Genomic DNA, 23,474 nt, shown 5'->3' with positions numbered 1-23,474 from the left:
CGCCGGTGGAAGCGGCGTCTGAAAGGGCTTGGGCGGCGGGATCATGGTTGCCCGGCGGTCACCGACGGTTCGCCGACGGCCTTGGGTGGTGTGGGAATGGGGCCGGGTGGCACGATGAAGGGCGCGCTGACGAGCGCAAAGTCAAAGGTGTCGGGGTGGCCAAAGGGACGCGCCGGCGCGTTGTCGCTTCCCCGGCCGGTAACCTGGGCAACAAGGACGCCCGGCATGAAGATGCCCCCGGTGCCCGACGTGACGAAGCGATCGCCCGGACGCAGATTCGCGTTCGCCGTTCCGACCGAGCGGATTTCGAGCATGCCGTCGCCGCGCCCCGCCGCAAGCGCAGGGAGGCCGTCACCAATGCGACGAACGGGGATGACGCTTTCGGGATCTGTAGCCAGCAGCACACGGGCGCTGTTTGGGCCCGTCTCCACGACACGCCCGATCAGGCCGTCCGGCCCGCGGACCGGCATACCTGGGCGAACGCCATGCCAGCGGCCAGCGTTGAGGAGGCCGAAACGGCGCGTACTCGATGCGCTGGAACTGACGATCCGTGCGGTAGCGACCAAGGCGGGAGTCGAGTCGCGCAGTTGGAGAACGGCGCGCAGCCGACGGTTGTCACGCACGATGATGCGCGCCTGAACCAAGGCATCGTGCGTGCGCGCGACCTCCGCACGAAGCGCCTCATTTTCGCCGTGGACGCGAAAATAGGTGGAGATCGTCTCCGGCACGGCAGCCACGCCGCGCAGCACTGCCGACAGCGACGAGGAGACGGGCACCGTCACCGTGCTGGCGGTGGAGCGGAGCGCCGCAAAGGCGGGCGGATTGAATTGCGACAGGATGAGCAATACCGCGCCCACCAGCGCTCCCGCGATGGCGAGGATATAGCTCAAGAAGAGCGAATATTGCGCCCGTCGCGAAAAACCCGGGCGCCGGTCCCGCGTCGGCGCCATTCGCTAATCCTCTCTCAGATCAGCTGCTTTGCAGCACGCCCCGGTACATCGGATCCTCGAGCGCCCGGCCGGTGCCAAGCGCCACGCAGGTGAGCGGATCTTCCGCCACGGTCACCGGCAGGCCGGTCTCGTCCCGAAGCACCTCGTCGAGCCCCTGAAGCAGCGCGCCGCCGCCGGTGAGGACGATGCCCTGGTCGACAATATCCGCGGCAAGTTCCGGCGCGGTGTTCTCGAGCGCGACCCGCACACCTTCGACGATGGTCGCGACAGGCTCGCTGAGCGCCTCGGCGATCTGACCCTGGTTGATTTGGATCTCCTTGGGCACGCCGTTGACCAGATCGCGACCCTTGATGTGGATCGTGGCGCCGACGCCATCGAGCGGCGGCTTGGCGATGCCAACTTCCTGCTTGATGCGTTCCGCGGTCGATTCACCGATCAGCAGATTATGGTTTCGGCGGACGTAGCTGACGATCGCCTCGTCCATCTTGTCGCCCCCGACGCGGACCGACGTGGTATAAGCGAGGCCGCGCAGCGAGAGGACCGCGACTTCCGTGGTGCCGCCGCCAATATCGACGACCATGCTGCCGATCGGCTCGGTCACCGGCATGTCCGCGCCGATCGCCGCCGCCATCGGCTCCTCGATGAGCCAGACCTGGCTGGCGCCCGCGTTTGACGCGGCATCGCGGATCGCGCGGCGTTCAACCTTGGTCGATCCCGACGGAACGCAAATCACGATCTCAGGCCAACGCATGAACTTCCGCTGCCCGTGGACCTTGTAGATGAAGCTTTTGATCATCTGTTCGGCGACGTCGATGTCGGCGATCACGCCGTCGCGCAGCGGGCGGATCGCTTCGATGTTGCCGGGCGTCTTGCCCATCATCAGCTTCGCATCTTCGCCGACGGCCTTAACCTTACGGATACCGTTGATCGTCTCTACGGCCACGACGGAGGGCTCGTTGAGCACGATTCCGCGACCGCGCAAGTAGACGACGGTGTTCGCGGTGCCGAGGTCAATCGCCATGTCATGCGACATGAACTTGAAGAAACGCGAGAAGGCCATGTTCAGCTAGATTCCGTCCCCGAGTCGCGCAGTGCGACTTGCGCCAAATCATCCCACGGCCATGGCCGCAAGTCGCTTCTTGGGCGCTGATTGCTGCTATCACGGGGTCGCGGGATGGCGTCGATTGGGCTAGGGGCTGGCTTGTGTCAATACGCCGCCTGCCAGAACATCTCGTCAATCGCATCGCTGCCGGTGAAGTGGTGGAAAGACCAGCCAGCGCGTTGAAGGAATTGGTGGAGAATTCCATCGACGCCGGCGCGACCCGGATCGCGGTGCGCCTTGGCAATGGCGGGACGACCCGGATCGAAGTGACGGATGACGGCTGCGGAATGGCGCCCGCTGACATGGCGCTGGCGCTGGAGCGGCACGCGACATCGAAGCTGCCGAGCGATGACATCGACCAGGTTGCGACCATGGGCTTTCGGGGTGAGGCACTGCCGTCAATCGCAAGCGTGGCACGGCTGACGCTGGAGAGTCGTGTCCGCGGCGCCGATGGATGGGCACGCGCGATCGACAATGGCGTGCTGGCAAGCGAGGGGCCGGCCGCGCTGCCGCCGGGCACGCGCGTGCTGGTGGAAGGGTTGTTCGAGCGCGTCCCGGCGCGGCGCAAGTTCCTGCGTTCGAGTCGCAGCGAGTATGCCGCCTGCCTGGATGTGGTGCGGCGGCTGGCGATGGCGCGCCCCGATATCGTCTTCACGGTCGAGCATGACGGGCGGCGGGTGCTGGCGGCGTTGCAGGCGGAAGACCGGCCGGGGCGAGTCGCGGCGCTGACCGACCGCGCACTGAAGGACAACTCCGTCGCGATAGACATGGAGCGGGATGGACTGGTGCTCGGCGGAGTCGCTGGGCTGCCGACATTCCATCGCGGCGTCGCCGACCACCAATATCTGTTCGTCAATTCAAGGCCGGTGAAGGATCGGCTGCTGATCGGCGCAATCCGCGGCGCCTATGCCGAGATGATGCCGCGCGATCGCCATGCCGTGGTGGCGCTGTTCCTGGATGTGCCACCGGATCAGGTCGATGTGAACGTCCACCCGGCGAAGACGGAGGTGCGGTTTCGCGACCCTGCGATGGTGCGGGGGTTGATCGTTTCGGGCCTCCGGCGCGCCTTGGACGCGGCAGGGCATCGGGTCGTACACCGGGCTCCCGAGGATGCGCTGGCGATGTTTCGTGCCGAACCAGGCTATCACCCCCCTGTATCGGAGGAGCGAGCGCCCTGGGGTTCCACAGGGGGCGAGGACGTACCGGGGCGCGCCTCGAACGATGCGGGACTGGCGGCTCCTTACTTGGGGCGGGTGGGTGAATCACGCACGGCGTTTCTCGCGCCGCCGCCGCAGGCGCGCGCAGAGGCGGCATGGGCGCCGCCGCCCGAGGCCATCGATCATCCGCTGGGCGTCGCGCGGGGCCAGGTGGCGAAGACCTATATCGTCGCGGAAGCCGGAGATGGACTGGTCATCGTGGACCAACATGCGGCGCACGAGCGACTGGTGCTGGAGCGGATGCGCGCCGCGCTCGCGGGCGGGCGAGTCGCATCGCAGGCGCTCCTGATCCCCGACGTGGTCGAGCTGGACGAGCCGGCCTGCGACCGGCTGGAGGCAAGAATAGAGGAATTGAGCGAACTCGGCCTCGAGATTGAGCGGTTCGGCCCGCGCGCGATCCTGGTACGCGCGATGCCCGCCCTGCTTGGCCGGGGTGACCCGACCGGTCTTGTCACCGATCTTGCCGACGAGCTCGCCGCCTTCGACGAGGCGTTGTCGCTCCGCGAGCGGCTGGACGCGGTGGCAGGAACGATGGCGTGCCATGGATCGGTTCGGGCCGGCCGTGTGTTGTCCGTGCAGGAGATGAATGCCCTGCTGCGCGAGATGGAGGCGACGCCGCATTCGGGGCAGTGCAATCATGGCCGCCCGACGTGGGTGAAGCTGGCGCTTTCCGATGTCGAGAAGCTGTTCGGCCGTCGATGACGCCCGATCAGGGGCGGATGGTTCGTCGATCATTCGACGCAGGGTGTTGGCACGACAGAGCGTGCGCGGCTAATGACGAACCGTTCAAAGTAGCAACGGTTCGTTCACAAACGGGAAACTTTTACCGGCTGCACGCATTGCTATATCGACAGCTTCCAAGGCGCATATTCCCATGAAACAGATTGTACCGATCGTTCTGGCCCTGATCCCGCTTGCCGCCGTGGTAGGCGCATACGTCACGGTGCCCTGAGGCACGCGCGACCACAGCCATTACGGAAGATTAGCGGCCCGCGGGGATATACTGCGGGCCGCTTTTTTTGGGTTCGGGGATGGCCCGCCATCTCTTAGGTAAAGAAAAAGCCCGCCCGGATGATCCGGGCGGGCTTTGTCCTTACCGATACGGTCGCGGGGATCAGCCCTGCGCCGGCTCGTCCTGAACCTCGGCAGTCGCGCCGGGCTCTGCGTTCGGGTCGTACGCCTCGGTGAAGCCGCCCTGATCGCGACCTTCCTCGAAGACCTGGGCCATGACGTCGACGCCCGATGCCTGCATCTCGGCCTCTTCCGGCGAGCGTGCGACATTGACCTTAACCGTCACGGACACTTCCGGGTGAAGCGAGACCTTCACCTCGTACACGCCGATCGCCTTGATCGGACGATCGAGCACGATCGCCGACTTCGCGACCTTGTGGCCAGCCTCGTTCAGCGCATCGACCAGATCGCGAACTGCGACCGAGCCGTAGAGCTGGCCAGTGTTGGAGGCCTGGCGGATGATCGTGACCGACGCGTCCTTGAAGGTCTTTGCCTCGACCTCGGCGTCCGCACGACGGGTCGCGTTCTCGGACTCGATGCGCGCGCGGTTGGCCTCGAACACCTTGCGGTTGGCTTCGTTGGCACGAAGCGCCTTCTTGTTCGGCAGGAGGTAGTTGCGGGCGAAGCCGTCCTTCACCTTCACCACGTCGCCGATGCCGCCGAGCTTCTCGACGCGCTCAAGCAGAATGACGTCCATCTGCTCTTCTCCTTACTTAACGACGTAGGGCAGCAGGCCCAGGTGACGGGCGCGCTTGATCGCCTGGGCGAGCTCGCGCTGCTTCTTGGCGCTCACCGAAGTGATGCGCGACGGGACGATCTTGCCACGCTCGGACACGAAGCCCTGCAGCAGACGCACGTCCTTATAGTCGATCCGGGGAGCGTCCTTCGCCGAGAAGGGGCAGCTCTTGCGACGACGGAAGAAGGGGCGAGCCATTATGCGTTCTCCTCTTCACGACGGCGGCCGCGCTCGCGGTCCCGCTCCTGCTTGCGCATCATCACCGACGGGCCCTGCTCATGCGCGTCAACCTTGACGGTCATGTAGCGGATCACGTCTTCGCTGATCGAATGCTGGCGCTCGATTTCCGCGACCGTATCGCCCGGTGCGTCGATCTCGAGCATCACGTAATGCGCCTTGCGGTTCTTCGCGATGCGATAGGCCATGGAGCGCAGGCCCCAGGTCTCGGTCTTCACGACCTTGCCGTCATGATCGGTAACAATCTTTGCGACGGCTTCTGCCATCGCGTCCACTTGCGCCTGTGCCAAGTCCTGGCGCGCAAGGAACACGTGCTCGTAGAGAGCCATGTGCTTTCCTTCGTTGGCCGATCGCTGACATGGCCCCATGCCATGCCCCTCCGGCTGTCGTCCCAAACAGCGAAGGGCGGGAAGCGTCGCTCCCCGCCCGTGCTGTCGGCTCCTGTAACGAGAGCCGCGTGAAAATCAAGTCTCGCTGCCGTTGCTTACCGGAACGCGTTCGGCACCACCGTCAGCACCCGGCCGTTCGATCCCAGCAGGACGGCATCCCATCCCGAACGGACCCACTGCTGACCGCGCGCCGGGGCGTAGAGCCGCTTGCCGCGATACTGGCGATAGTCAACGACGCGGTAGTTGCGGGCGTAGCGCCGCTCGAAACGATCACCCTTCCGCCACGAGCGATAATTGGGCTGATTGCGGACAACCGTGGTCTTCTGGACTACCGTGCCGTTCGGGCGATGCTTCACCGTCGTGATCTGCCGCTCCTGATGCCGCGTCTGCGCCTGCGCGTTCGCGGCGATCATCGGGGTGGCAACCAGCGAGGCTGCGACAGTCGCCTTGATCAGCTTCTTGAACATCTGACGTCTCCTTTTCACTCTGTACTAGCGGCGCCTTAACCGCGGCGTCGGAAACCTATCTGGGCGCTGGATGTATCCGCGGCGTGCCGCAGAAGCCGTCATTTCGTCGCGAATTGTCGCAAGGAGGCGGGAAGGCTGAACGTTGGTTCAGCAAAGGCAATAGTTTCTACACGCCTGACCTTTATTTGCGGGCACGATGACGACGATCGACCAGACCAGCCTGTCACCGACGAGGACCGGCAGCGTGCGCGCTGCGGGGACGAGGCTGCCCGAGGCCGGGTGGCTGGCGATCGTCGGGTCCGTGATGATCGCCGCGCTGTACCTGGGTTGGGTCGGCTTCATGGCATCTGATGATTCGCTTTATCACGCCGGCGCGGTGCGATGGTTGATCGACCCGCCGTTCGCGGGAAGCGACCATTGGTCGACTCGCTTTCCGCTGACGCTGACGTTTGCCGGGGTTCTGGCGGTCGTGGGACAGAATTACGTCGCCTTCGGCGTAACGGCAGTGCTGTTCTATGTCGTGCTCGTCGCAGTGATCGGCTGGTTTGCGGCCAGCATCGCCGGCGCGCGATCGGGGTGGATCGCTGCTCTGATCACGGCGACGCTTCCGGTGGTGGTGAGCCACGCGACGACGGTGAGCGTTGATTTGACCGAGGCGGCGGCACTGGTGGCGGGCGCTCTCGTCGTCGGCCGTGCGACCGACGATCGCGCGGGGTGGATCCGCGCCGGAGCAGGCGGAGCGCTGTTTGGCGTTGCGATCCTCTGCCGCGAGACGAGTGTACTGGCGTTGGCGGCGGTCGGACCGCTGTTCATGATTGGGCGGCCGGTGCCGAGGCGCGTGTTGATCGCGTGCGGAATTGGCGCGGCGGCGGTGCTGCTTGGCGAAGCCTTGTTCCAATATGTGCTGACCGGCGATCCACTTCGCCGCTACACTATCGCGTTCAATCACGACGAGCATATCGACCGGGCTGCCAATCGCGAAGGCAACTTCCTGTTGTGGGCGCCGATCGACCCACTGCTGGTGTTGCTGATCAACGATGACTTCGGCTTACTGTTCTGGCTTGCGGGCTTTGCGGTGGCTGCAGGGGCCTGGCGGATGGTCCCCGTCGAACGCCGAACGCCGATGATCCTGCTGGCCAGCATGGCTGCGGCGAGCTTCTTGCTCGTTTCGGTGCTGTACACGAAACTGGTGCTGAACCCGCGTTACTTCATGCTGGCCGCGCTTACCGCAGTGATTGTGCTGGCGGTGTGGCTGGGTCGGCTGGACTGGCGGGTGCGCACGGCGCTGCTGGCGGTGACGGTCGGCACCAATCTGTTGCTGATGAGCGTGGGCAATGCCCATCCGCATTGGTCGATGGAGGCGCTTGTGCTGGCTGCGGAGGCGCATCCCGCGGAGGTCATCCGAGCCGAAGCGAGCGACGTGAGGCGCGCCGAACTGCCGATGGCGCTTGCCGGACGGAGCAACATCGCGCCGCTGCCTGCACGTGGAAGTGCGCTCGTCCTTGCGCCGGCAGACGCAGCGCCAGCCGGCGAGATTATTGCGCGCTATCCTTCGCCGCCGACTCGGCTGGGCGGCATCCTTCGCGGCGCGGGGCTCGAGCCGCTCGTGCCGTCACCGATTGAACGGCGGATGTTCAGCCCGAGCCCGGCAATGGTGCTGGTCCGCACACCGCCGCGCTGAGCGGCAGCTTGACCGGTCGGCCCTTGGCCAATTACCGCGCGCCTCTTCGATTTGGGAGACACCGATGCGTGCGTTCATCTTTCCGGGGCAGGGGAGCCAGGCCGTCGGCATGGGGCAGGCGCTTGCTGCCGCAAGCCCCGTGGCGCGCGAGGTGTTTCAGGAGGTCGATGACGCCCTGGGCCAGAACCTGTTTCGTTTGATGGCGGAGGGGCCCTCCGAGGAACTGACGCTGACGGAGAACGCGCAGCCTGCGATCATGGCCAATGCGGTCGCGACCCTCCGTGTGCTGGAAAAGGAAGGCGGGGTCCGGCTGGCGGACAAGGCCGACTTCGTCGCTGGGCACAGCCTGGGCGAATATAGTGCCTTGTGTGCGGCGGGCGCGATCGACCTGTCGACGACGGCGCGGCTGTTGAAGCTGCGTGGCCAGGCGATGCAAGCGGCGGTGCCGGTAGGGGAAGGCGCGATGGCAGCGCTGCTTGGCGCCGATCTCGCCAAGGCCGAAGCGATCGCCGCCGCCGCTGCCGAGGGCGAGGTGTGCACCGTCGCCAACGACAATGATCCGACGCAAGTGGTGATCTCGGGTGCCGCGGCCGCGATCGACCGTGCGATCGCCATTGCCAAGGACCATGGTGCCAAGCGCGGCATCAAGCTGCCGGTGTCCGCGCCATTCCACTGCCCGCTGATGCAGCCTGCGGCCGACGCGATGGCAAAGGCTCTGGAAGACGCGCGGATCGATGCGCCGCTGGTGCCGGTCTACGCCAACGTGATAGCGGCGCCGGCGAGCGACCCGGCGACCATCCGCCGGCTGCTGGTGGAGCAGGTGACCGGGATGGTGCGCTGGCGCGAATCGGTACTGGCGATGACCGAGGCGGGCGTCACCCATTATGTCGAGTTCGGCGGCAAGGTTCTGGGGCCGATGGTGAAGCGGATCTCTCCTGACGCGGAAGCGATCAGCGTGATCTCGATGGAAGATATCGAGGCATTGTTGAAGGCGCTGTAATTCAGTGATGAGCGGGCGCCGTCGGCGGTCTCGCTTTCCATCTGAACGCGCGCCCAAGCATCGGTAACACGTGCGCGCTTGGCTTCTCGCCCGCTATAGGCGACCAACAAGCCACAGTCGCCTCAGACGCTTACGATCCACGGAGATTTAGAATGTTCGACCTCACAGGCATGACGGCGCTGGTGACCGGCGCTTCCGGCGGGATCGGCTCCGCCATCGCGAAGGGGCTTGCCGCGCAGGGCGCACGCATCGCCGTATCGGGATCGAACGAGGCGAAGCTGGCAGCTTTCCGCGATGAACTGGGCGGCGAACACGTGGCGGTGCCGGCAAATCTCTCGGATTCGGCATCGGTCGATGCGCTGGTGCCGGCCGCTGTCAACGCGTTGGGCGGGCGGCTGGATATCCTGGTCAACAATGCCGGCATCACGCGCGACAACCTGGCGATGCGGATGAAGGACGATGAATGGTCCGACGTGATCCGCGTCAACCTGGAAGCGGCGTTCCGGCTGATCCGTGCCGCTGCCAAGCCGATGATGAAGCAGCGGTTCGGCCGCGTCGTCTCGATCACGTCCGTCGTGGGGCAGACCGGCAACCCCGGCCAGGCGAATTACGCCGCGTCCAAGGCTGGCCTGGTCGGCATGTCCAAGGCGCTGGCCCAGGAACTGGCGAGCCGCAATATCACCGTCAATTGCGTGGCACCTGGCTTCATCCGGTCCGCCATGACGGACGTGTTGCCGGAGGCGCAGAAGGCAGCGCTTCTGACGAAGATCCCGGCCGGCGATCTTGGCACTGGCGAAGACATCGCGGCTGCGGTAGCGTATCTCGCATCGCGGGAAGCGGGCTATGTTACGGGCCAGACGCTGCACGTAAACGGCGGCATGGCAATGGTCTAAGCCTGCGTCAGCGGGACAACACACCGGGGTTGTCACGAACCGAACCGCGTTCTACCTGCGTTCAGGAAATACCAACCCCCCGATCGAAAGAGGGAATGATTATGAGCGAGACCGCCGACCGCGTGAAGAAGATCGTCGTCGAGCATCTCGGCGTCGAAGCCGACAAGGTGACCGAAGATGCCAGCTTCATCGACGATCTGGGCGCGGACAGCCTCGACATCGTCGAGCTGGTGATGGCGTTCGAAGAGGAATTCGGCGTCGAGATCCCTGACGATGCCGCAGAGAAGATCAGCACCGTGCGCGACGCGATCACGTACATCGACGAGCACAAGGGCTGATTGACCGGGAGCGTTCGACGGCGACAGCCGTGAGTGGCGCTCCGGACCGGATTTGAACGGCTCCCCGTCCCGGGCTAGAGGGCGGGGAGCCGTTTCGTTTCGGTGATTGCTTGTTTTTCCTAGATGTTCATGGAGTAGCGCAATGCGCCGCGTCGTCGTTACCGGTCTTGGCCTCGTCACCCCGCTGGGCGCCGACGTTGAGACTGCCTGGGCCAATATCATCGCTGCCAAGTCGGGCGCCGGGCCGATCACGCGGTTCGACGCCTCCGATCAGAAATGCCGTATCGCCTGCGAGGTGAAGCCGGCCGACCATGAATATGGCTTCGATCCCGGCAAGCGCGTGGACCACAAGATCCAGCGCCAGGTGGATCCGTTTATCGTCTATGGCATCGACGCTGCCGGCCAGGCGCTCGAGGACGCGGGCCTGACCGACATGAGCGAGGAAGAGCGGTTCCGCGCGGGCTGCTCGATCGGCGCCGGCATTGGCGGCCTTCCGGGCATCGAGAGCGAGTCGATTGTCCTCCACCAGAAGGGCCCGGGACGTGTCAGTCCGCACTTCGTGCACGGGCGCCTGATCAACCTGATCTCCGGGCAGGTCAGCATCAAATACGGCCTGATGGGCCCGAACCACGCGGTGGTAACTGCCTGCTCGACCGGTGCTCATTCGATCGGTGATGCGGCGCGCATGATCGCGATGGACGATGCGGACGTGATGCTCGCCGGCGGCGCCGAGGGCGCGATCTGCCCGCTCGGCATCGCCGGCTTCGCCCAGGCCCGCGCACTCAGCACCAACTTCAATGATGCGCCGGAAAAGGCGAGCCGCCCGTACGACAAGGATCGTGACGGCTTTGTCATGGGCGAAGGCGCGGGCGTCGTGGTGCTCGAGGAATATGAGCGCGCCAAGGCCCGCGGCGCGAAGATCTACGCCGAAGTCATCGGCTATGGTCTCTCGGGGGACGCTTATCACGTGACGGCGCCGCATCCCGAGGGCTCGGGCGCCTATCGGTCGATGGAGATGGCACTGCGCAAGTCCGGGCTGGCGCTGACCGACATCGACTACATCAACGCTCACGGCACTTCGACGCCGCTTGGCGACGAGCTGGAGCTTGGCGCGGTGCGGCGGCTGTTCGGTGATGCGATCGGGGATCTTTCGATGTCCTCGACAAAGTCCGCGATCGGCCATTTGCTCGGCGGCGCGGGCGCGGTGGAGAGCATCTTCTGCATCCTGGCGCTGCGTGACCAGATCGTGCCGCCGACGCTCAACCTCGACAATCCGAGCGAGAATTGCATCGGCGTCGACCTGGTGCCTCATGTCGCCAAGAAGCGGCAGGTGCGCGCTGTGCTGAACAACAGCTTCGGGTTTGGCGGCACGAATGCATCGCTGGTGATGAAGGCGATCTGATCTTTATCCGGCGCCGGCATTACGCCGGGGTCCAGTAGCGGCCGGCCCGAACCTGGATCCCGGCCCTTGCCAAGGTACGGGAATGCGCAAGGCCGGTTGTTTCGGACTGTTCATCGGGTTGGCGCTGATCGCCAGCATATTCTGGGTCGCGCGCGACTGGTCTGGCGCCGGGCCCGCAAGCAAGCCGCTGGCAGTGGTGGTGCCCGAAGGCGCAAGCCTCGCGCGCGCAGCCGCCGAGCTTGAAAAGCAGGGTGCGATCCGATCGGCGTGGCGCTTCCGCGGCTATGCTCGTGTGTTCGGCACGGGCAAGCCGATCAAGGCCGGTGAGTATGCGATTCCGGCGGGAGCCAGTGCGTCTGACATTCTGGGCCTGTTGGAAGCGGGCAAGGTTCGCCAGCGGCTCGTGCCGGTGCCGGAAGGTTATCCTTCGATCCTGGTGCACGAGGCGCTGATGGGCGCCGAAGGGCTTACCGGGGAGGTGCCGGTTCCCGCGGAGGGATCAGTGCTGCCGGACAGCTATGCCTATCAGCTTGGCGATACCCGGGCCGCGGTGGTGGCGCGGATGCAGAGGGCGATGAACGACTATCTCGCCGCCGCGTGGAAGAAACGGAAGCCCGGCATCGCTGTGGCGACGCCACGGGAGGCGGTGATCCTTGCCTCGATCGTCGAGAAGGAAACCGGCAAGCCATCGGAGCGGCGGATGGTCGCCGCGGTCTACACCAACCGGCTGAAGCGGGGCATGCCGCTGCAGGCGGATCCGACCGTCATCTACCCGATCACCAAGGGAAGACCGCTGGGACGGCGCATCCTTCGTTCCGAGCTTCAAGCGAAGAACGGCTATAACACCTATGCCAGCGCCGGCCTTCCAGTTGGGCCGATCGCGAACCCCGGCCGTGCCTCGATCGACGCCGTGCTTAATCCTGAAACCAGCTCGGCGCTCTATTTCGTCGCTGATGGAACAGGCGGGCACGTGTTCGCGGATACACTGGACCAGCACAATGCCAACGTGCGCAAATGGTACGCCATCCGGCGCGCGCGCGGCGAGATGTGATCGGGGGCTGTTCATCGCCGGCCGGGGCAGCGTAGAACCCGAAATGACGATGACTGGATCGCCGCTCCTTTGACCACGCCTGTGCTGATCGCTGTCGGGGCGGTGTTGCTGTTGCTGATCGCAGCAGCCGGAGCGGCCTTGTACCACGGTCTGCGCGCGCAGGCCGTGGCAGGACGCGAAAGCATTGCGCGCCGCGAACTCGAGGCGCTGCTCGCCGCGGCACCGATGCAGGCGGTGCGGGTGCGCGGCAACGGCCGGGTCGAGATGCCGCCCAGGGTCGCGGACCTGTTGGGCTACGCACAACCGATCACTGAGGTGGACGGTTTTACCGGTGTGACGGGCGGGCTTGAGCCGGCCGACGCGCGTGGCCTGATTGCCGATATCGCGACATCGCAGCGGTCCGGGCGGCCGTTCAAGCGGCAGGTGCGGCCCCGGGACGCCAAGCGGATCCTGACCTTGCGAGGCGAGCGAGCGGCAGGGGGGAAGAGCAGCGGCGACCTGATTCTATGGGTCCATGACGCAAGCGAAGCGCAGGCTCAGGTCGAGCGGCTCGCCGCCGAGGAAGAGCGCGTTCGGGCGGCGTTCGATGCGCTGACCGGCCTGATCGAAGCCGCGCCATTGCCCATGTGGTATCGCGGACCTGACCTGCGCCTGGCGATGGTGAACACCGCCTACGTTCGCGCGGTTGAAGGCAGCGACGCCGCCGACGTGGTGGCGCGCGGGCTGGAACTGATCGAAGGCTCCGGACAGGGCGGTCCGCTTGCCGGGGCAACGGCGGCGCGCGATTCGGGGCGGCCGGAGATGCGCGTGCTCCCGGCGACGATCGGCGGCGCACGGCGGGCGATGCAGTTGCACGACGTGCCGCTGATCGGGGGCGGCGTTGCGGGCTTTGCGATCGACGTCGAGGAGCTGGAGGAAGCGCAGGCGCGCGAGCAACGCTTCGCCGAGGCGCAGCGCGCGATGCTCGACCGGCTTTCCGCAGGGGTCGCGCAGTTCGGCAGTGATCGTGCGCTGGTGTTCTGCAACCAGCCGTTCCGCCGCATGTTCGCGATGCGCAGCGAATGGCTGTCAGACCAGCCCGAGTTTGACCGCGTGCTGGAGAGAATGCGCGAGGCGAACCGCCTGCCCGAAGTTCGCGATTTCCCCGGCTGGAAGGAGGAGCGACGCGAATGGTTCGTGCGCACCGACTTGTCGACCGAGGAGACATGGCATTTGCCGGGCGGCGTCCACATCCGCGTGGTGCCCCAGCTGCTGCCCGACGGCGGCCTGCTGCTGATTTTCGAGGATCGTACGGAGCAGGTGCAACTCGCCTCCGCGCGCGACACGTTGCTTCGCGTCCGCACAGCGACCTTCGACAATTTGTTCGAGGCGCTGGGTGTGTTCGCCGCGGATGGCCGTCTGCAGCTGTGGAACAACCGCTTTCGCGCCTTGTGGGAGCTGGAGGAGGAGCTGCTGAGCGCCCACCCCCGCGTCGACGTCGTGGCGGAGAAGATTGCCCTCAAGCTGCGCAAGCCGGAACGCGCGAAGCTGATGACCGATCTGGTCCGCTCAGCCACGACGGATCGTCAGCAGCGGGGCGGTCGCGTGGCACTGGCCGATGGGCGGCATTTCGAGTTCGCCGCGGTGCCGCTGCCGGACGGAAATGCGCTGTTCACGATGCTGGACATCACCGACAGCCGCCGCGCGGAGCAGGCGCTGCGTGATCGCGCCGAAGCACTGGAAGCGGCGGACAAGGTGAAGACCGCATTCGTCGCCAACATGAGCTACGAACTGCGCACGCCGCTTACTTCGATCAGCGGCTTCGCGGAGATGCTGCAGGCTGGCTACGCCGGCAAGCTGACCAAGCAGGCGGATTCCTATGTTGCCGCAATCCTCGATTCGGTGAGCCGGCTGGGCGTGCTGATCGACGACGTTCTGGATCTGACGCAGAGCGAATCGGAAGCGCCGATGCAGCGCGATGACATTGATCTTGCGGATGTTGCTCGCACCGCAGCCGACCAGATGAAGCCGCTGGCGGGCGAGCGGGCGATCGAGATGGTAGTGGAGGTATCGCCGAGCGTCGGGCGAGTGATCGGTGATGCGAAACGTCTTGGCGAGGTGGTGAAGCATCTGATGCGGCATGCGCTGAGCGCCACCGACGAGGGCGGCAGGGTCCTGCTTCATGCCGAGGGAGACGAAGAGCGCGCCCGCATCGTCGTGTCAGATGACGGCGCCGGGATGGACGAGGAGGCCGCCGCGCGCGCCTTCGATCGGTTTGCGCAGGCATCACCCACCGGGCGCGGCGATCGACCGATTGACCTTGGCCTGCCGCTTGCCCGCCAGTTCGTGGAGGCGCACGGCGGGACGATCTCGCTTGTGAGCGAGCTTGGGGTCGGTTCGTTGATAACCGTTGAGCTGCCGCGGCGATGAAGGGGAGCATGCGGCTTGCGGATCTTGCGCAAACCGAGGCAGTGGGCGCGAAGCTCGCTGCCGTGCTGCGCGCGGGCGACGTCATCACCCTTGAGGGGCCGCTTGGTGCCGGCAAGACCAGCATTGCGCGCGGCTTGTTGGCGGCATTGGGGCTGATCGGCGAGGCGCCAAGCCCGAGCTTCGCCATCGTTCAGCCCTACGCGCCGCCGGAGGTGGCCCTGCCGGTCGTTCATGTAGATCTCTACCGGATCGATGACGCGGATGAACTGGAAGAACTGGGCCTGGACGAGGCATTGTATGACTCGGCGCTGCTGGTGGAGTGGCCGGACCGTGCGGGGTCGGAAGCCTGGCCTGACGCACTTCGACTGACGCTGGCGATCGAACCGGATGGCGCGCGGCGCTTGACTTGGGACGCGCCGGCGGCATGGGAGCGGCGATGGCCGTTGACATGACTCCGCCCGCCGGCGCGCGTGATTTTCTGAGGGCGTGCGGATGGGGCGAAGCTGAAATCCTTCCGCTTGCCGGGGACGCTTCCTTCCGTCGTTACTTCCGTGTTGTCGATGCGGGACGCAGCGCGATCCTGATGGACGCGCCGCCGCCGCACGAAGATCCGCGGCCGTTCCTCGCAGTCGCGCGCTGGCTGACCGACCGTGGTTTCGCGGCACCCAAGATCAACGCCTATGACGAGCGCCAAGGATTGGTGCTGATCGAGGATTTCGGCGATTCGCGGATGCGCGAGGCGATCGACGAAGATCCTGACGCAGCCGTGAGTCTCTACGCCGAGGCTGTCGATGTGTTGGTCGCTTTGCGCGCGCATCCAGCGGGCGATTGGCGACCCTATGACCGCGCGGAGTTGCAGCGTGAGGCGGCACTGCTGGTAGAATGGTATTGCCCGGCCATCGGGCTTGAGGTGGATGTAGCCGGCTATACCGCCGCGTGGGACAAGGTGCTCGGCCACGCGGAGTATGATCGCGCCGTCACCGTGTTGCGTGACTATCATGCCGAAAATCTAATGCTGGTGGGCCAGCAGCGCTCGCTTGGCTTGCTCGATTTCCAGGATGCGCTCGCCGGTCACGCAGCCTATGATCTCGTATCGCTGCTTCAGGATGCACGGCGTGACGTCGATCCCTCAATCGAGGACGCGATGATTACGCGGTACCGCGCTGCAACCGGTGATGGAGAAGCGTTCATGAACGCCTATCATGTGCTTGGCGCGCAGCGGAACGCCAAGATCATCGGCATCTTTACCCGGCTGTGGCAGCGCGACGGCAAGCCGCGTTATCCAGCCCTTTGCCCGCGTGTCTGGGCCTATTTGGAGCGTGACTTGAGCTTCCCTGTGCTCGGCCCGGTTGCGGCATGGTTCGACGCGAACATCCCGCCGGAACTCCGCGGTGACCCGCTGGTGCTGGCCGAACGATGAGCGCGCCGCGTTCGATCCGCCCGGCATTGCCGGGTAAGATGCCGACCACTGCGATGGTGATGGCAGCCGGGCTGGGGAAGCGGATGCGCCCGCTCACCGCGACGCGGCCGAAGCCGTTGATACCTGTGGCGGGCAAATCGCTGCTCGATCATACATTCGATCATCTGCGTGCGGCCGGCGTGAAGCGCGCGGTCGTCAACGTTCATTATCTGGCCGATACGCTGGAGGGCCATCTCGGCTCGATCCACGGGATCGACATCGCCGTGTCGGACGAGCGGGGCGAATTGCTGGAGACCGGCGGTGGGCTGATGAAGGCCAAGCCGCTGCTTGGCGACGAACCGATCTTCGTCGTTAACAGCGACAATTACTGGCTGGACGGCCCGGTGGACGCGCTGTCGCTGCTGGCGGCGCGTTGGGACCCGGAGAAGATGGACGCGCTGCTGCTGCTGCTGCCGTTGGCACGCGCGCATTGCCACGGCGGGCAGGGGGATTTTCATCTCGACGCAGACGGCCGGATCACCAGCCGTCGCAAGCCGGGGCGCGTGGCGCCGTTCGTCTATATCGGCGTCCAGATCCTCAACCCCAAGATCCTGGTGGATGCGCCCGAGGGGCCGTTCTCGACCATGGTGTTCTGGGAGCGCGCGATTGCGGCCGGCCGAGCTTATGGCGTGGTGCACGAAGGCTTGTGGGTAGACGTGGGAACGCCGGCGGCGGTGAAGCGCGCGGAGGCACTCCGCAGCCATGTCTGAGCCGCGCGGTCCGCGGCTCTACACCATCCCGGCGCACCGCGCGTTCGCCGACGCGCTCGTCGCCGGGCTGATCCGCCGGTTTGGCGACGGGCCGCTGGGACTTGCGCGGGGGCTCGTGCTGCTGCCGAACAACCGCGCGAAGCTTGCCGTGACCAACGCCTTTGTTCGGGCGCGCGGCGGGGCGCTGGTGCTGCCACGACTGGTCGCGATCGGCGCGGACGACCTGGGCGAGGCGATCGGGGCCGCGCTTGATCCGGTGGATGCGTCCGATCCGCCGCCGCCTGCGATAGCGCCGCTTGCCCGGCGCATGATCCTGGCGCGGCTGGTGCAGGAGGCGAAGCCTTCGCTGGAGGCTGCCGAGGCGGTCCGCCTGGCCGGGGAACTCGCGCGGACGCTCGATCAGTTGATCGTCGAGGATGTCGACCCGGCGCGGCTGTCCGAGCTCGACCTTGGCGAACTGACCGAGCATTGGCGCGCAGCACTGGCGTTGTTCAGCGCGGTGAACGCACGCTGGCCGGGCGAGCTGGCGCGGCTAGGTCTGATCGATTCGGCGGCGCGGCGGGCGATCCTGCTGCGACGCGTGGCCGACCGCTGGGCGCACTCACCGCCAGCGGGCTTCGTCTGCGCCGCTGGCATCACCGACGCAGCGCCATCCGTAGCAGCGATGCTCGCGCGCGTCGCTGCGCTGCCACGTGGCCTGGTGGTTCTTGCAGGCGTTGATCGCGCGATGCCGGACGAGGAATGGGACGCGCTAGGGCCGCATCCGGCCGATCCGGTTACGGGGCGAGTTCCCCGTTCAATTGAGGTGCATCCGCAGTTCCACTTGAAGCAGCTGTTGATCCGCATGAGGGCCACGCGCGATGATGTGCGCTCCTGGCCTGATGGCAGCGATCACGATGCTTCGGCCGCGCGTGGGCGTGCGATCGCGACGGCGCTTGCCCCCGCCCAATTCACTGCGCGCTGGACCGAGCTGCGCCCGCAGCAGCGACAACTCGCTGGCGTTCGCGTCGCAGAGTTGGCGACGCCGGCAGAGGAAGCGCAGGCGATTGCTCTCGCCTTCCGGCAGGCGCTGGAGGTTCCGGATCGAACCGCCGCGCTCGTCACCCCTGATCGAGCGCTTGCGCGTCGAGTGTCTGCGCATTGCGCCCGCTGGGGCATTGAGGTGGACGATACGGCCGGACGGCCGCTGTCGATCACGCCGCCCGGAACCCTCCTGACCGCGATCGTTGAAGCGACTACTGAAGGGTTTGCACCACTTCCGCTGCTTACGCTGTTGAAGCACCCGTTGGTGCGCGCTGGCGACGAGCGGGCGCGCTGGCTGGAAGCAGTGCGCCGTCTGGACCGTGAATTGCGCGGGCCGCGACCGGCCCCGGGGCTCGATGGCATCGAAGAGAAGCTGGGCGAGAAGGCGGGAAGCTGGTGGCGCCAGATGCGCGATCTGCTCGATCCGCTGGCAGCTGTTTTTGGCGATCCCAATAGGCCGCTGCGTGACCTGGTGGCGGCGCTGCGCGAGGCTGCCGGCGCACTGGCCGGTGAGGATGCGTGGCGCGGGCCGGCTGGACGCGCCGCTGCGGACCTGCTGAGTGACCTGGAAGCGGAGGCACCGGCTGGTCCGGAGAACGTTGCGCCGAAGGATTTGGCGCCGATGCTTCGTCTGTTGATGGACGAGGTGGCGGTGCGGCCGCCGCAGGGCGGCCATCCTCGCCTGGCGATCTACGGCCTGATCGAAGCCCGGCTGCAATCGGCGGACTTGATGATCCTGGGCGGCCTGAACGAAGGGACATGGCCGGCGAGCCCGGCGCCGGACCCATGGCTGGCGCCGCGGATCCGCAGCGCGCTTGGTCTGCCGGGGTTGGAGCGCGCGATCGGCGTCGCCGCCCATGATTTCGGCCAGGGGCTCGGCGCGCCGGAGGTGCTCATAACCCGCTCGCGCCGTGATGCCCGATCACCGGCGATCCCCTCGCGACTTTGGCTGCGTCTGGCGGCGATGGCGGGCGATGAGTTCGACCGGGCGCGTGACGATGAGCTGATCCAGTGGGTCCGCTTGCTCGACGATGGCGGAACGCCGCTGCCGGCGCGCAAGCCCGCGCCCAAGCCATCGGCCGCGCTGCGGCCACGCGAAATCTCGGTCACACAAGTCGATCGTCTGAAGGCGGACCCGTTTGCTTTTTATGCACAGCAGATCCTGCGGCTGCGTGCGCTTGATCCTGTGGATGCGGACCCGAGCGCCGCGTGGCGCGGCACCGAGGTGCACCGCATCCTTGAGGAATGGGCGCGGCAGGATCGCTGTGCGGTGGAAAAGCTTCAACCGCGCGCGTTGGCGATGCTCCGCGATCCGACCACGCATCCGTTGCTGCGTGCGTTGTGGCAGCCAAGGCTGCTTGCCGCGGTGGAGTGGATCGCCGAGCGCATGGCCGCCGAAGTCGCAGAAGGGCGCGAGGTGCTGGCCGCAGAAGGGAAAGGGGCGGCGGAGATTGCCGGCGTCACGCTCAGCGGCCGGTTTGATCGGATCGACCGTATGCCGGATGGCACACTGGGGATCATCGATTACAAGACGGGAAAGGCGCCGTCAGCGGCCGCCGTTCGGGCCGGGTTTGCGATGCAGCTGGGGCTTCTGGGTGCGATTGCCGAGGCGGGGGGCTTCGCCGGCATTTCCGGTACTGCCGGCGCGTTCGAATATTGGTCGCTGGCGAAATACCGCGAGGCGTTCGGCAGCATCTCCACACCGGTCGATCCAGCGGGGAAGAACGACCGTATTCCGACTGCCGACTTCGTGAACGAAGCGCGGCGGGTGTTCGCCGAGGCGGCAGCCAAATGGCTGACGGGGAACGAGGGATTCACTGCCAAGCTGCACCCGGAATTCGCGCCCTATGCGGAGTACGACCAGCTGATGCGCCGAGACGAATGGTATGGCCGTGAGAGCTGAGGTGACCGTGAGGGAGGCTCGCGCATGACGAGCACACTTCGGCCGCTACCCCCGCTGCGCGGCGAACAGCGGCGCGCCAGCGCGCCGGACGCGCACGTGTGGCTTTCCGCGTCGGCGGGGACTGGCAAGACGCAGGTTCTGTCGGCGCGCGTCTTTCGCCTGCTGTTGCGCGGCGTGGATCCAGCAGCGATCCTCTGCCTGACCTTCACCAAGGCCGGCGCTGCAGAGATGGCCGCGCGCGTGAGCCAGCGGCTTGCGGCCTGGGTGCGAATGAAGCCATCGGCGCTGTTTGCTGACCTCCAGGCGCTCGGTGAGCCCGCCGATCCGGTGCAGCAGGATCGCGCGCGCACGCTGTTCGCGAAGGTTCTGGATGCTCCGGGCGGCGGCCTCCGTATCCAGACGATCCACGGCTTCTGCCAAGGGCTCCTGGCCGCTTTCCCTGCCGAGGCGGACCTGATCCCGGGATTTCGCCCGATCGAAGCGCGCGAGGAAGCGGTGCTGGCGCGCAGCACCCTCGCGGACATGCTGGTGTCGGCTGAACGCGAAGGGCGCGACGGACCAACGAACGCGATCGGGCGGCTCAGCGTGCGGCTGGGCGAACAGGGCGCGGAGCGCTTCCTCAATGACTGTGCCCGTGCGGGGCGTGCACTGGATGCCTTGCCGAGCGGCATCCAACCGTGGCTGCGTCGCGCGCTGGGGCTGCCACCCGGCGACATCGAGGCGGTGATCGCAGAGGGTTGCCAATCGATCGACTGCGCGATGCTCGAGCGAATCGTGGCGGCAAACCGCAGCTGGGGAACGGCGACAGGGAGCAAACACGCCGACGCGATCACCAGCTGGCTCGCGATGGGAATAGAAGAGCAGGTGGCTGGCCTGTCCGGGCTCAGGAGCGTGTTTCACACCGGCAAGGGCGAAGCGCGCAAGGCATCCGCGAAACTGGTCGCAGCAGATCCCGATTATGAGGAGATCGCGGCGGCGCTGGGCGACCATTGCGCGGAACTGCTTAGCCTGCGCGAGCGGGCGGCATATGCTGATCTGCTGGCCGAGGGGCTGACTGTAGGGCGGGAATATGCCCGCGCCTATCATGAGGCGAAGCGGCGCGGCGGGGTGGTCGACTTCGATGATCTGATCGCTGCGACGGTAAATCTGCTCGAGACCCCGGGGATCGGTGAGTGGGTCCGTTTCAAGCTCGATCAGACGACCGAGCATGTGCTGATCGACGAGGCGCAGGATACCAACGTCGCCCAGTGGCGGATCGTTCGTGCACTGGTGGACGAATATTTCGTCGGTCGCGGCGTTTACGCGCCCTCAGTGCGAACGCTGTTCACGGTCGGTGATCACAAGCAGGCAATTTTTGGTTTCCAGGGGACCGACCCGGTCAATTTCCGGGCTGCGGAACAGTTCTTCGCCCGGAAGGCCGAAGAAGTGCGCGGCGACGAGCGAATGCCCGACGATGAGCGCGGACTGCCTTTCGAGCAACTGTCGCTGGTGTCCTCGTTTCGATCCACGCGGCCTGTCTTGCAGTTTGTGGATGCGGCGATCGAGGCATTGCGCCCCGACGCGCTGGGGCTCGAGGGCGAGACGCCGGCACATGCCAGCGAAGTTCCCGGTCCGGGCTTCGTCGAGCTGTGGCCGCCGATTGTCTCGGGCGAGGCAGAAGACGACGGACCGGAGGAGTGGCTGGACGACGCGGTGCGTCGCAATGCCGGGCGGATCGCCAAGCAAGTGAAGCAATGGCTCGACGATGGCGTCATGCTGGAGAGCAAGGGACGCCCGATCCGGCCAGAGGACATCATGATCCTGGTGAAGCGGCGCGGCGAGATCGCGCAGCTGCTGGTTGCCCGGCTCTATGCCGAGGGCGTGCCGGTCGCCGGCATCGACCGCTTGCGGCTGAATGCGCCGCTGGCGGTGCAGGATATGCTCGCGGCGATCCGATTCGTGCTGCAGCCGGACGACGACTTGAGCCTTGCGAACCTGCTCGTCTCGCCGCTGATCGGCTGGACGCAGGAAGAGCTTCTGGCGCGGGGAGTGCCGCGTAAGGGCAGCCTGTGGCGGCATCTGTCGGACGCGCATCGCGATCTGCTGGTGCCACTCGATGCGATGCTGGCACGGGCGGATTTCACGACGCCATACCGGTTCCTGGAAGAGTTGTTGTCTGGCACGCTCGACGGTCGACGCAAGCTGCTGGCGCGGCTTGGCGAGGAAGCGCGCGATCCGATCGAGGAACTGCTGAGCGCGGCGCTCGACTTCGAAACCACGGCGACCCCATCGCTCCAGCGTTTCCTCGACTGGTTCGATCGCGGCGACGTGGAAGTGAAACGTGAGCCGGAGGGAGCACATCAGGCTGTCCGCGTGATGACCGCCCATGGCGCCAAGGGCCTGCAGGCGCCGGTGGTGATCCTGGCGGACGCGACGAGCGATCCGGACGCGACGCGAAGCAGTACGCTGATGTGGACGCCGGAGGAGCTTACCGAGCCGATCCCGGTATTTGCACCGCGCGCGGCCGAACGCGCCGGCCCGATCGAACAGGTAGTTGCGGCTGTCACCGCGCGCGAGAAGCAGGAGCATTGGCGGCTGTTTTATGTAGCCGCGACGCGCGCCGAGGAGAGGCTGGTCATCGCAGGCTCGCTCGGGCCGCGGTATCGCAACGGGGTCCCCGAGGCGAGCTGGCATGGAGCCGCGGCGCGAGCGATGGACGCACTAGGTGTCGCAGATGAGGGCAAGCGCGTGTTTTGCGGTGATCCGGCGCCTCAAGCTGTCGCCGCGGCGCCGGTACGGCCTACGTTCGTGGACGGCAGAGGGACGCTGCCTGATTGGGCTCGCAAGCAAGCACCGCCCGAAGCACGGCCGCCACGGCCGCTCGCCCCATCCTCGATGGGCGAGGATCTGGTGGCTGATCCTCCGCCGACGCCCGCGATGCGCGCCGCCGCTGAACGCGGTCGATTGATCCACAGTCTGTTCGAACGCTTGCCAGCTGTCGCGCCGGACCAGCGCGCAGCAGCGGCTGACCGGTGGCTCGCCACGGTCGGCCAGGTGCATGACAGCGAGGAGCGATCCGCGCTGATCGACACAGTCTGCGGCATCCTCTCAAATCCGCGATTTGCGGCATTGTTCGGTGCCGGTTCACTCGGCGAAGCACCAATCAGCGCGATCGTTGCTGGCGGCCAAGTGGTTGCGGGCACGGTGGATCGGCTGCTGGTGACGGATGAGCGGGTACAGATCGTCGATTTCAAGACGAGCCGCCAGCCGGCGACGAGCCTTGCCGACGTGCCGTCTTATCACCTGCGACAGATGGGGGCATATGTGGCGGCGCTTGAGGTGATATTCCCGGATCGGCCAGTCGAGGCGGCCCTCCTCTACACCGCCGGGCCGACGTTGGTGCCGATCCCGACGGAGATACTGGCGACGCAAAAGCCGCGCTTCGCGACGATGGAGCAAAGCTTGCCGGATGGCCGTTGAGCCGCGCAGTGCCCGCACCTAGATTGGCGGACGAAGG

Annotated in this window: 19 protein-coding genes; 13 read left to right on the top strand and 6 right to left on the bottom strand. The window is 66.2% G+C overall.

The features are described from left to right. Nucleotides 1-41: 41 nt before the first annotated feature. Nucleotides 42-950 carry a rod shape-determining protein MreC gene (mreC, locus tag ACH0CP_RS12655; RefSeq protein WP_294444678.1) on the bottom strand — a complete coding sequence of 303 codons (909 nt, stop codon included), beginning with the start codon at nt 948-950 and terminating at the stop codon, nt 42-44. A gap of 19 nt (nt 951-969) precedes the next feature. Then, complete coding sequence (locus ACH0CP_RS12650) at nt 970-2,010, bottom strand: rod shape-determining protein (RefSeq protein ID WP_294444679.1); 1,041 nt, start codon at nt 2,008-2,010, stop codon at nt 970-972. 143 nt (nt 2,011-2,153) lie between these two features. Here ACH0CP_RS12650 and mutL point away from each other — a divergent pair, with 143 nt between their 5' ends. Next, complete coding sequence (mutL, locus tag ACH0CP_RS12645) at nt 2,154-3,971, top strand: DNA mismatch repair endonuclease MutL (protein ID WP_406889341.1); 1,818 nt, start codon at nt 2,154-2,156, stop codon at nt 3,969-3,971. A 412-nt stretch (nt 3,972-4,383) separates the two neighbouring features. Here the strand turns inward: mutL and rplI are convergent, their stop codons facing one another. The 4 genes from rplI to ACH0CP_RS12625 all read right to left on the bottom strand — a co-directional run bounded on the left by rplI (nt 4,384) and on the right by ACH0CP_RS12625 (nt 6,109). Next, complete coding sequence (gene rplI, locus ACH0CP_RS12640; RefSeq protein ID WP_294444681.1) at nt 4,384-4,977, bottom strand: 50S ribosomal protein L9; 594 nt, start codon at nt 4,975-4,977, stop codon at nt 4,384-4,386. Between the two features lie 12 nt (nt 4,978-4,989). Next, nucleotides 4,990-5,214, bottom strand: a complete 225-nt coding sequence (gene rpsR / locus ACH0CP_RS12635) for a 30S ribosomal protein S18 (RefSeq protein ID WP_007403456.1) — start codon at nt 5,212-5,214, stop codon at nt 4,990-4,992. After that, a complete protein-coding gene (gene rpsF / locus ACH0CP_RS12630) occupies nt 5,214-5,582 on the bottom strand; it encodes a 30S ribosomal protein S6 (protein ID WP_294444683.1) in 369 nt (122 codons plus the stop codon). The genes rpsR and rpsF overlap by 1 nt, the downstream gene beginning before the upstream one ends. Nucleotides 5,583-5,737: 155 nt before the next feature. Next, nucleotides 5,738-6,109, bottom strand: a complete 372-nt coding sequence (locus ACH0CP_RS12625) for an RcnB family protein (protein WP_294444684.1) — start codon at nt 6,107-6,109, stop codon at nt 5,738-5,740. Nucleotides 6,110-6,305: 196 nt separating this feature from the next. Between ACH0CP_RS12625 and ACH0CP_RS12620 the strand changes: the two genes are divergently transcribed. The 12 genes from ACH0CP_RS12620 (at nt 6,306) to addA (ending at nt 23,437) form a co-directional block, all read left to right on the top strand. Next, the gene (locus ACH0CP_RS12620; RefSeq protein ID WP_294443048.1) at nt 6,306-7,790 is read left to right on the top strand and encodes a glycosyltransferase family 39 protein; all 1,485 of its coding nucleotides are present in this window, start codon (nt 6,306-6,308) and stop codon (nt 7,788-7,790) included. A 64-nt stretch (nt 7,791-7,854) separates the two neighbouring features. Beyond that, the gene (gene fabD / locus ACH0CP_RS12615; RefSeq protein ID WP_294443049.1) at nt 7,855-8,790 is read left to right on the top strand and encodes an ACP S-malonyltransferase; all 936 of its coding nucleotides are present in this window, start codon (nt 7,855-7,857) and stop codon (nt 8,788-8,790) included. Nucleotides 8,791-8,942: 152 nt separating this feature from the next. Beyond that, on the top strand, nt 8,943-9,683 hold the full coding sequence (gene fabG / locus ACH0CP_RS12610) for a 3-oxoacyl-[acyl-carrier-protein] reductase (protein WP_294443050.1): 741 nt from the start codon (nt 8,943-8,945) through the stop codon (nt 9,681-9,683). A 101-nt stretch (nt 9,684-9,784) separates the two neighbouring features. Then, the gene (locus ACH0CP_RS12605; RefSeq protein ID WP_294443051.1) at nt 9,785-10,021 is read left to right on the top strand and encodes an acyl carrier protein; all 237 of its coding nucleotides are present in this window, start codon (nt 9,785-9,787) and stop codon (nt 10,019-10,021) included. A gap of 142 nt (nt 10,022-10,163) precedes the next feature. Then, on the top strand, nt 10,164-11,423 hold the full coding sequence (fabF, locus tag ACH0CP_RS12600; protein ID WP_294443052.1) for a beta-ketoacyl-ACP synthase II: 1,260 nt from the start codon (nt 10,164-10,166) through the stop codon (nt 11,421-11,423). A gap of 82 nt (nt 11,424-11,505) precedes the next feature. Continuing rightward, nucleotides 11,506-12,474 (top strand): endolytic transglycosylase MltG, encoded by a 969-nt coding sequence (mltG, locus tag ACH0CP_RS12595; RefSeq protein ID WP_294443053.1) that lies wholly within the window; start codon nt 11,506-11,508, stop codon nt 12,472-12,474. 69 nt (nt 12,475-12,543) lie between these two features. Beyond that, nucleotides 12,544-14,883: a PAS domain-containing sensor histidine kinase gene (locus ACH0CP_RS12590; protein ID WP_294443054.1), complete on the top strand. Its 2,340-nt coding sequence runs from the start codon at nt 12,544-12,546 to the stop codon at nt 14,881-14,883. 8 nt (nt 14,884-14,891) lie between these two features. Beyond that, nucleotides 14,892-15,335 carry a tRNA (adenosine(37)-N6)-threonylcarbamoyltransferase complex ATPase subunit type 1 TsaE gene (tsaE, locus tag ACH0CP_RS12585; RefSeq protein ID WP_294443055.1) on the top strand — a complete coding sequence of 148 codons (444 nt, stop codon included), beginning with the start codon at nt 14,892-14,894 and terminating at the stop codon, nt 15,333-15,335. Continuing rightward, nucleotides 15,332-16,303, top strand: a complete 972-nt coding sequence (locus ACH0CP_RS12580) for an aminoglycoside phosphotransferase family protein (protein WP_406875676.1) — start codon at nt 15,332-15,334, stop codon at nt 16,301-16,303. The genes tsaE and ACH0CP_RS12580 overlap by 4 nt, the downstream gene beginning before the upstream one ends. Beyond that, nucleotides 16,300-17,052, top strand: coding sequence for a nucleotidyltransferase family protein (locus ACH0CP_RS12575; RefSeq protein ID WP_294443057.1), 753 nt, complete (start codon nt 16,300-16,302; stop codon nt 17,050-17,052). The genes ACH0CP_RS12580 and ACH0CP_RS12575 overlap by 4 nt, the downstream gene beginning before the upstream one ends. Next, the gene (addB, locus tag ACH0CP_RS12570) at nt 17,045-19,978 is read left to right on the top strand and encodes a double-strand break repair protein AddB (protein ID WP_294443058.1); all 2,934 of its coding nucleotides are present in this window, start codon (nt 17,045-17,047) and stop codon (nt 19,976-19,978) included. Before ACH0CP_RS12575 ends, addB begins: the two co-directional genes overlap by 8 nt. Nucleotides 19,979-20,002: 24 nt before the next feature. After that, nucleotides 20,003-23,437 (top strand): double-strand break repair helicase AddA, encoded by a 3,435-nt coding sequence (gene addA / locus ACH0CP_RS12565; RefSeq protein WP_294443059.1) that lies wholly within the window; start codon nt 20,003-20,005, stop codon nt 23,435-23,437. Nucleotides 23,438-23,474 lie beyond the last annotated feature (37 nt).

It is taken from the genome of Sphingomonas sp. 179-I 2A4 NHS, assembly GCF_045369135.1.
Lineage (GTDB): Bacteria > Pseudomonadota > Alphaproteobacteria > Sphingomonadales > Sphingomonadaceae > Sphingomonas.
Note: the sequence above shows the minus strand (reverse complement) of the source record. Positions and strands in the feature narration are given on the sequence as shown.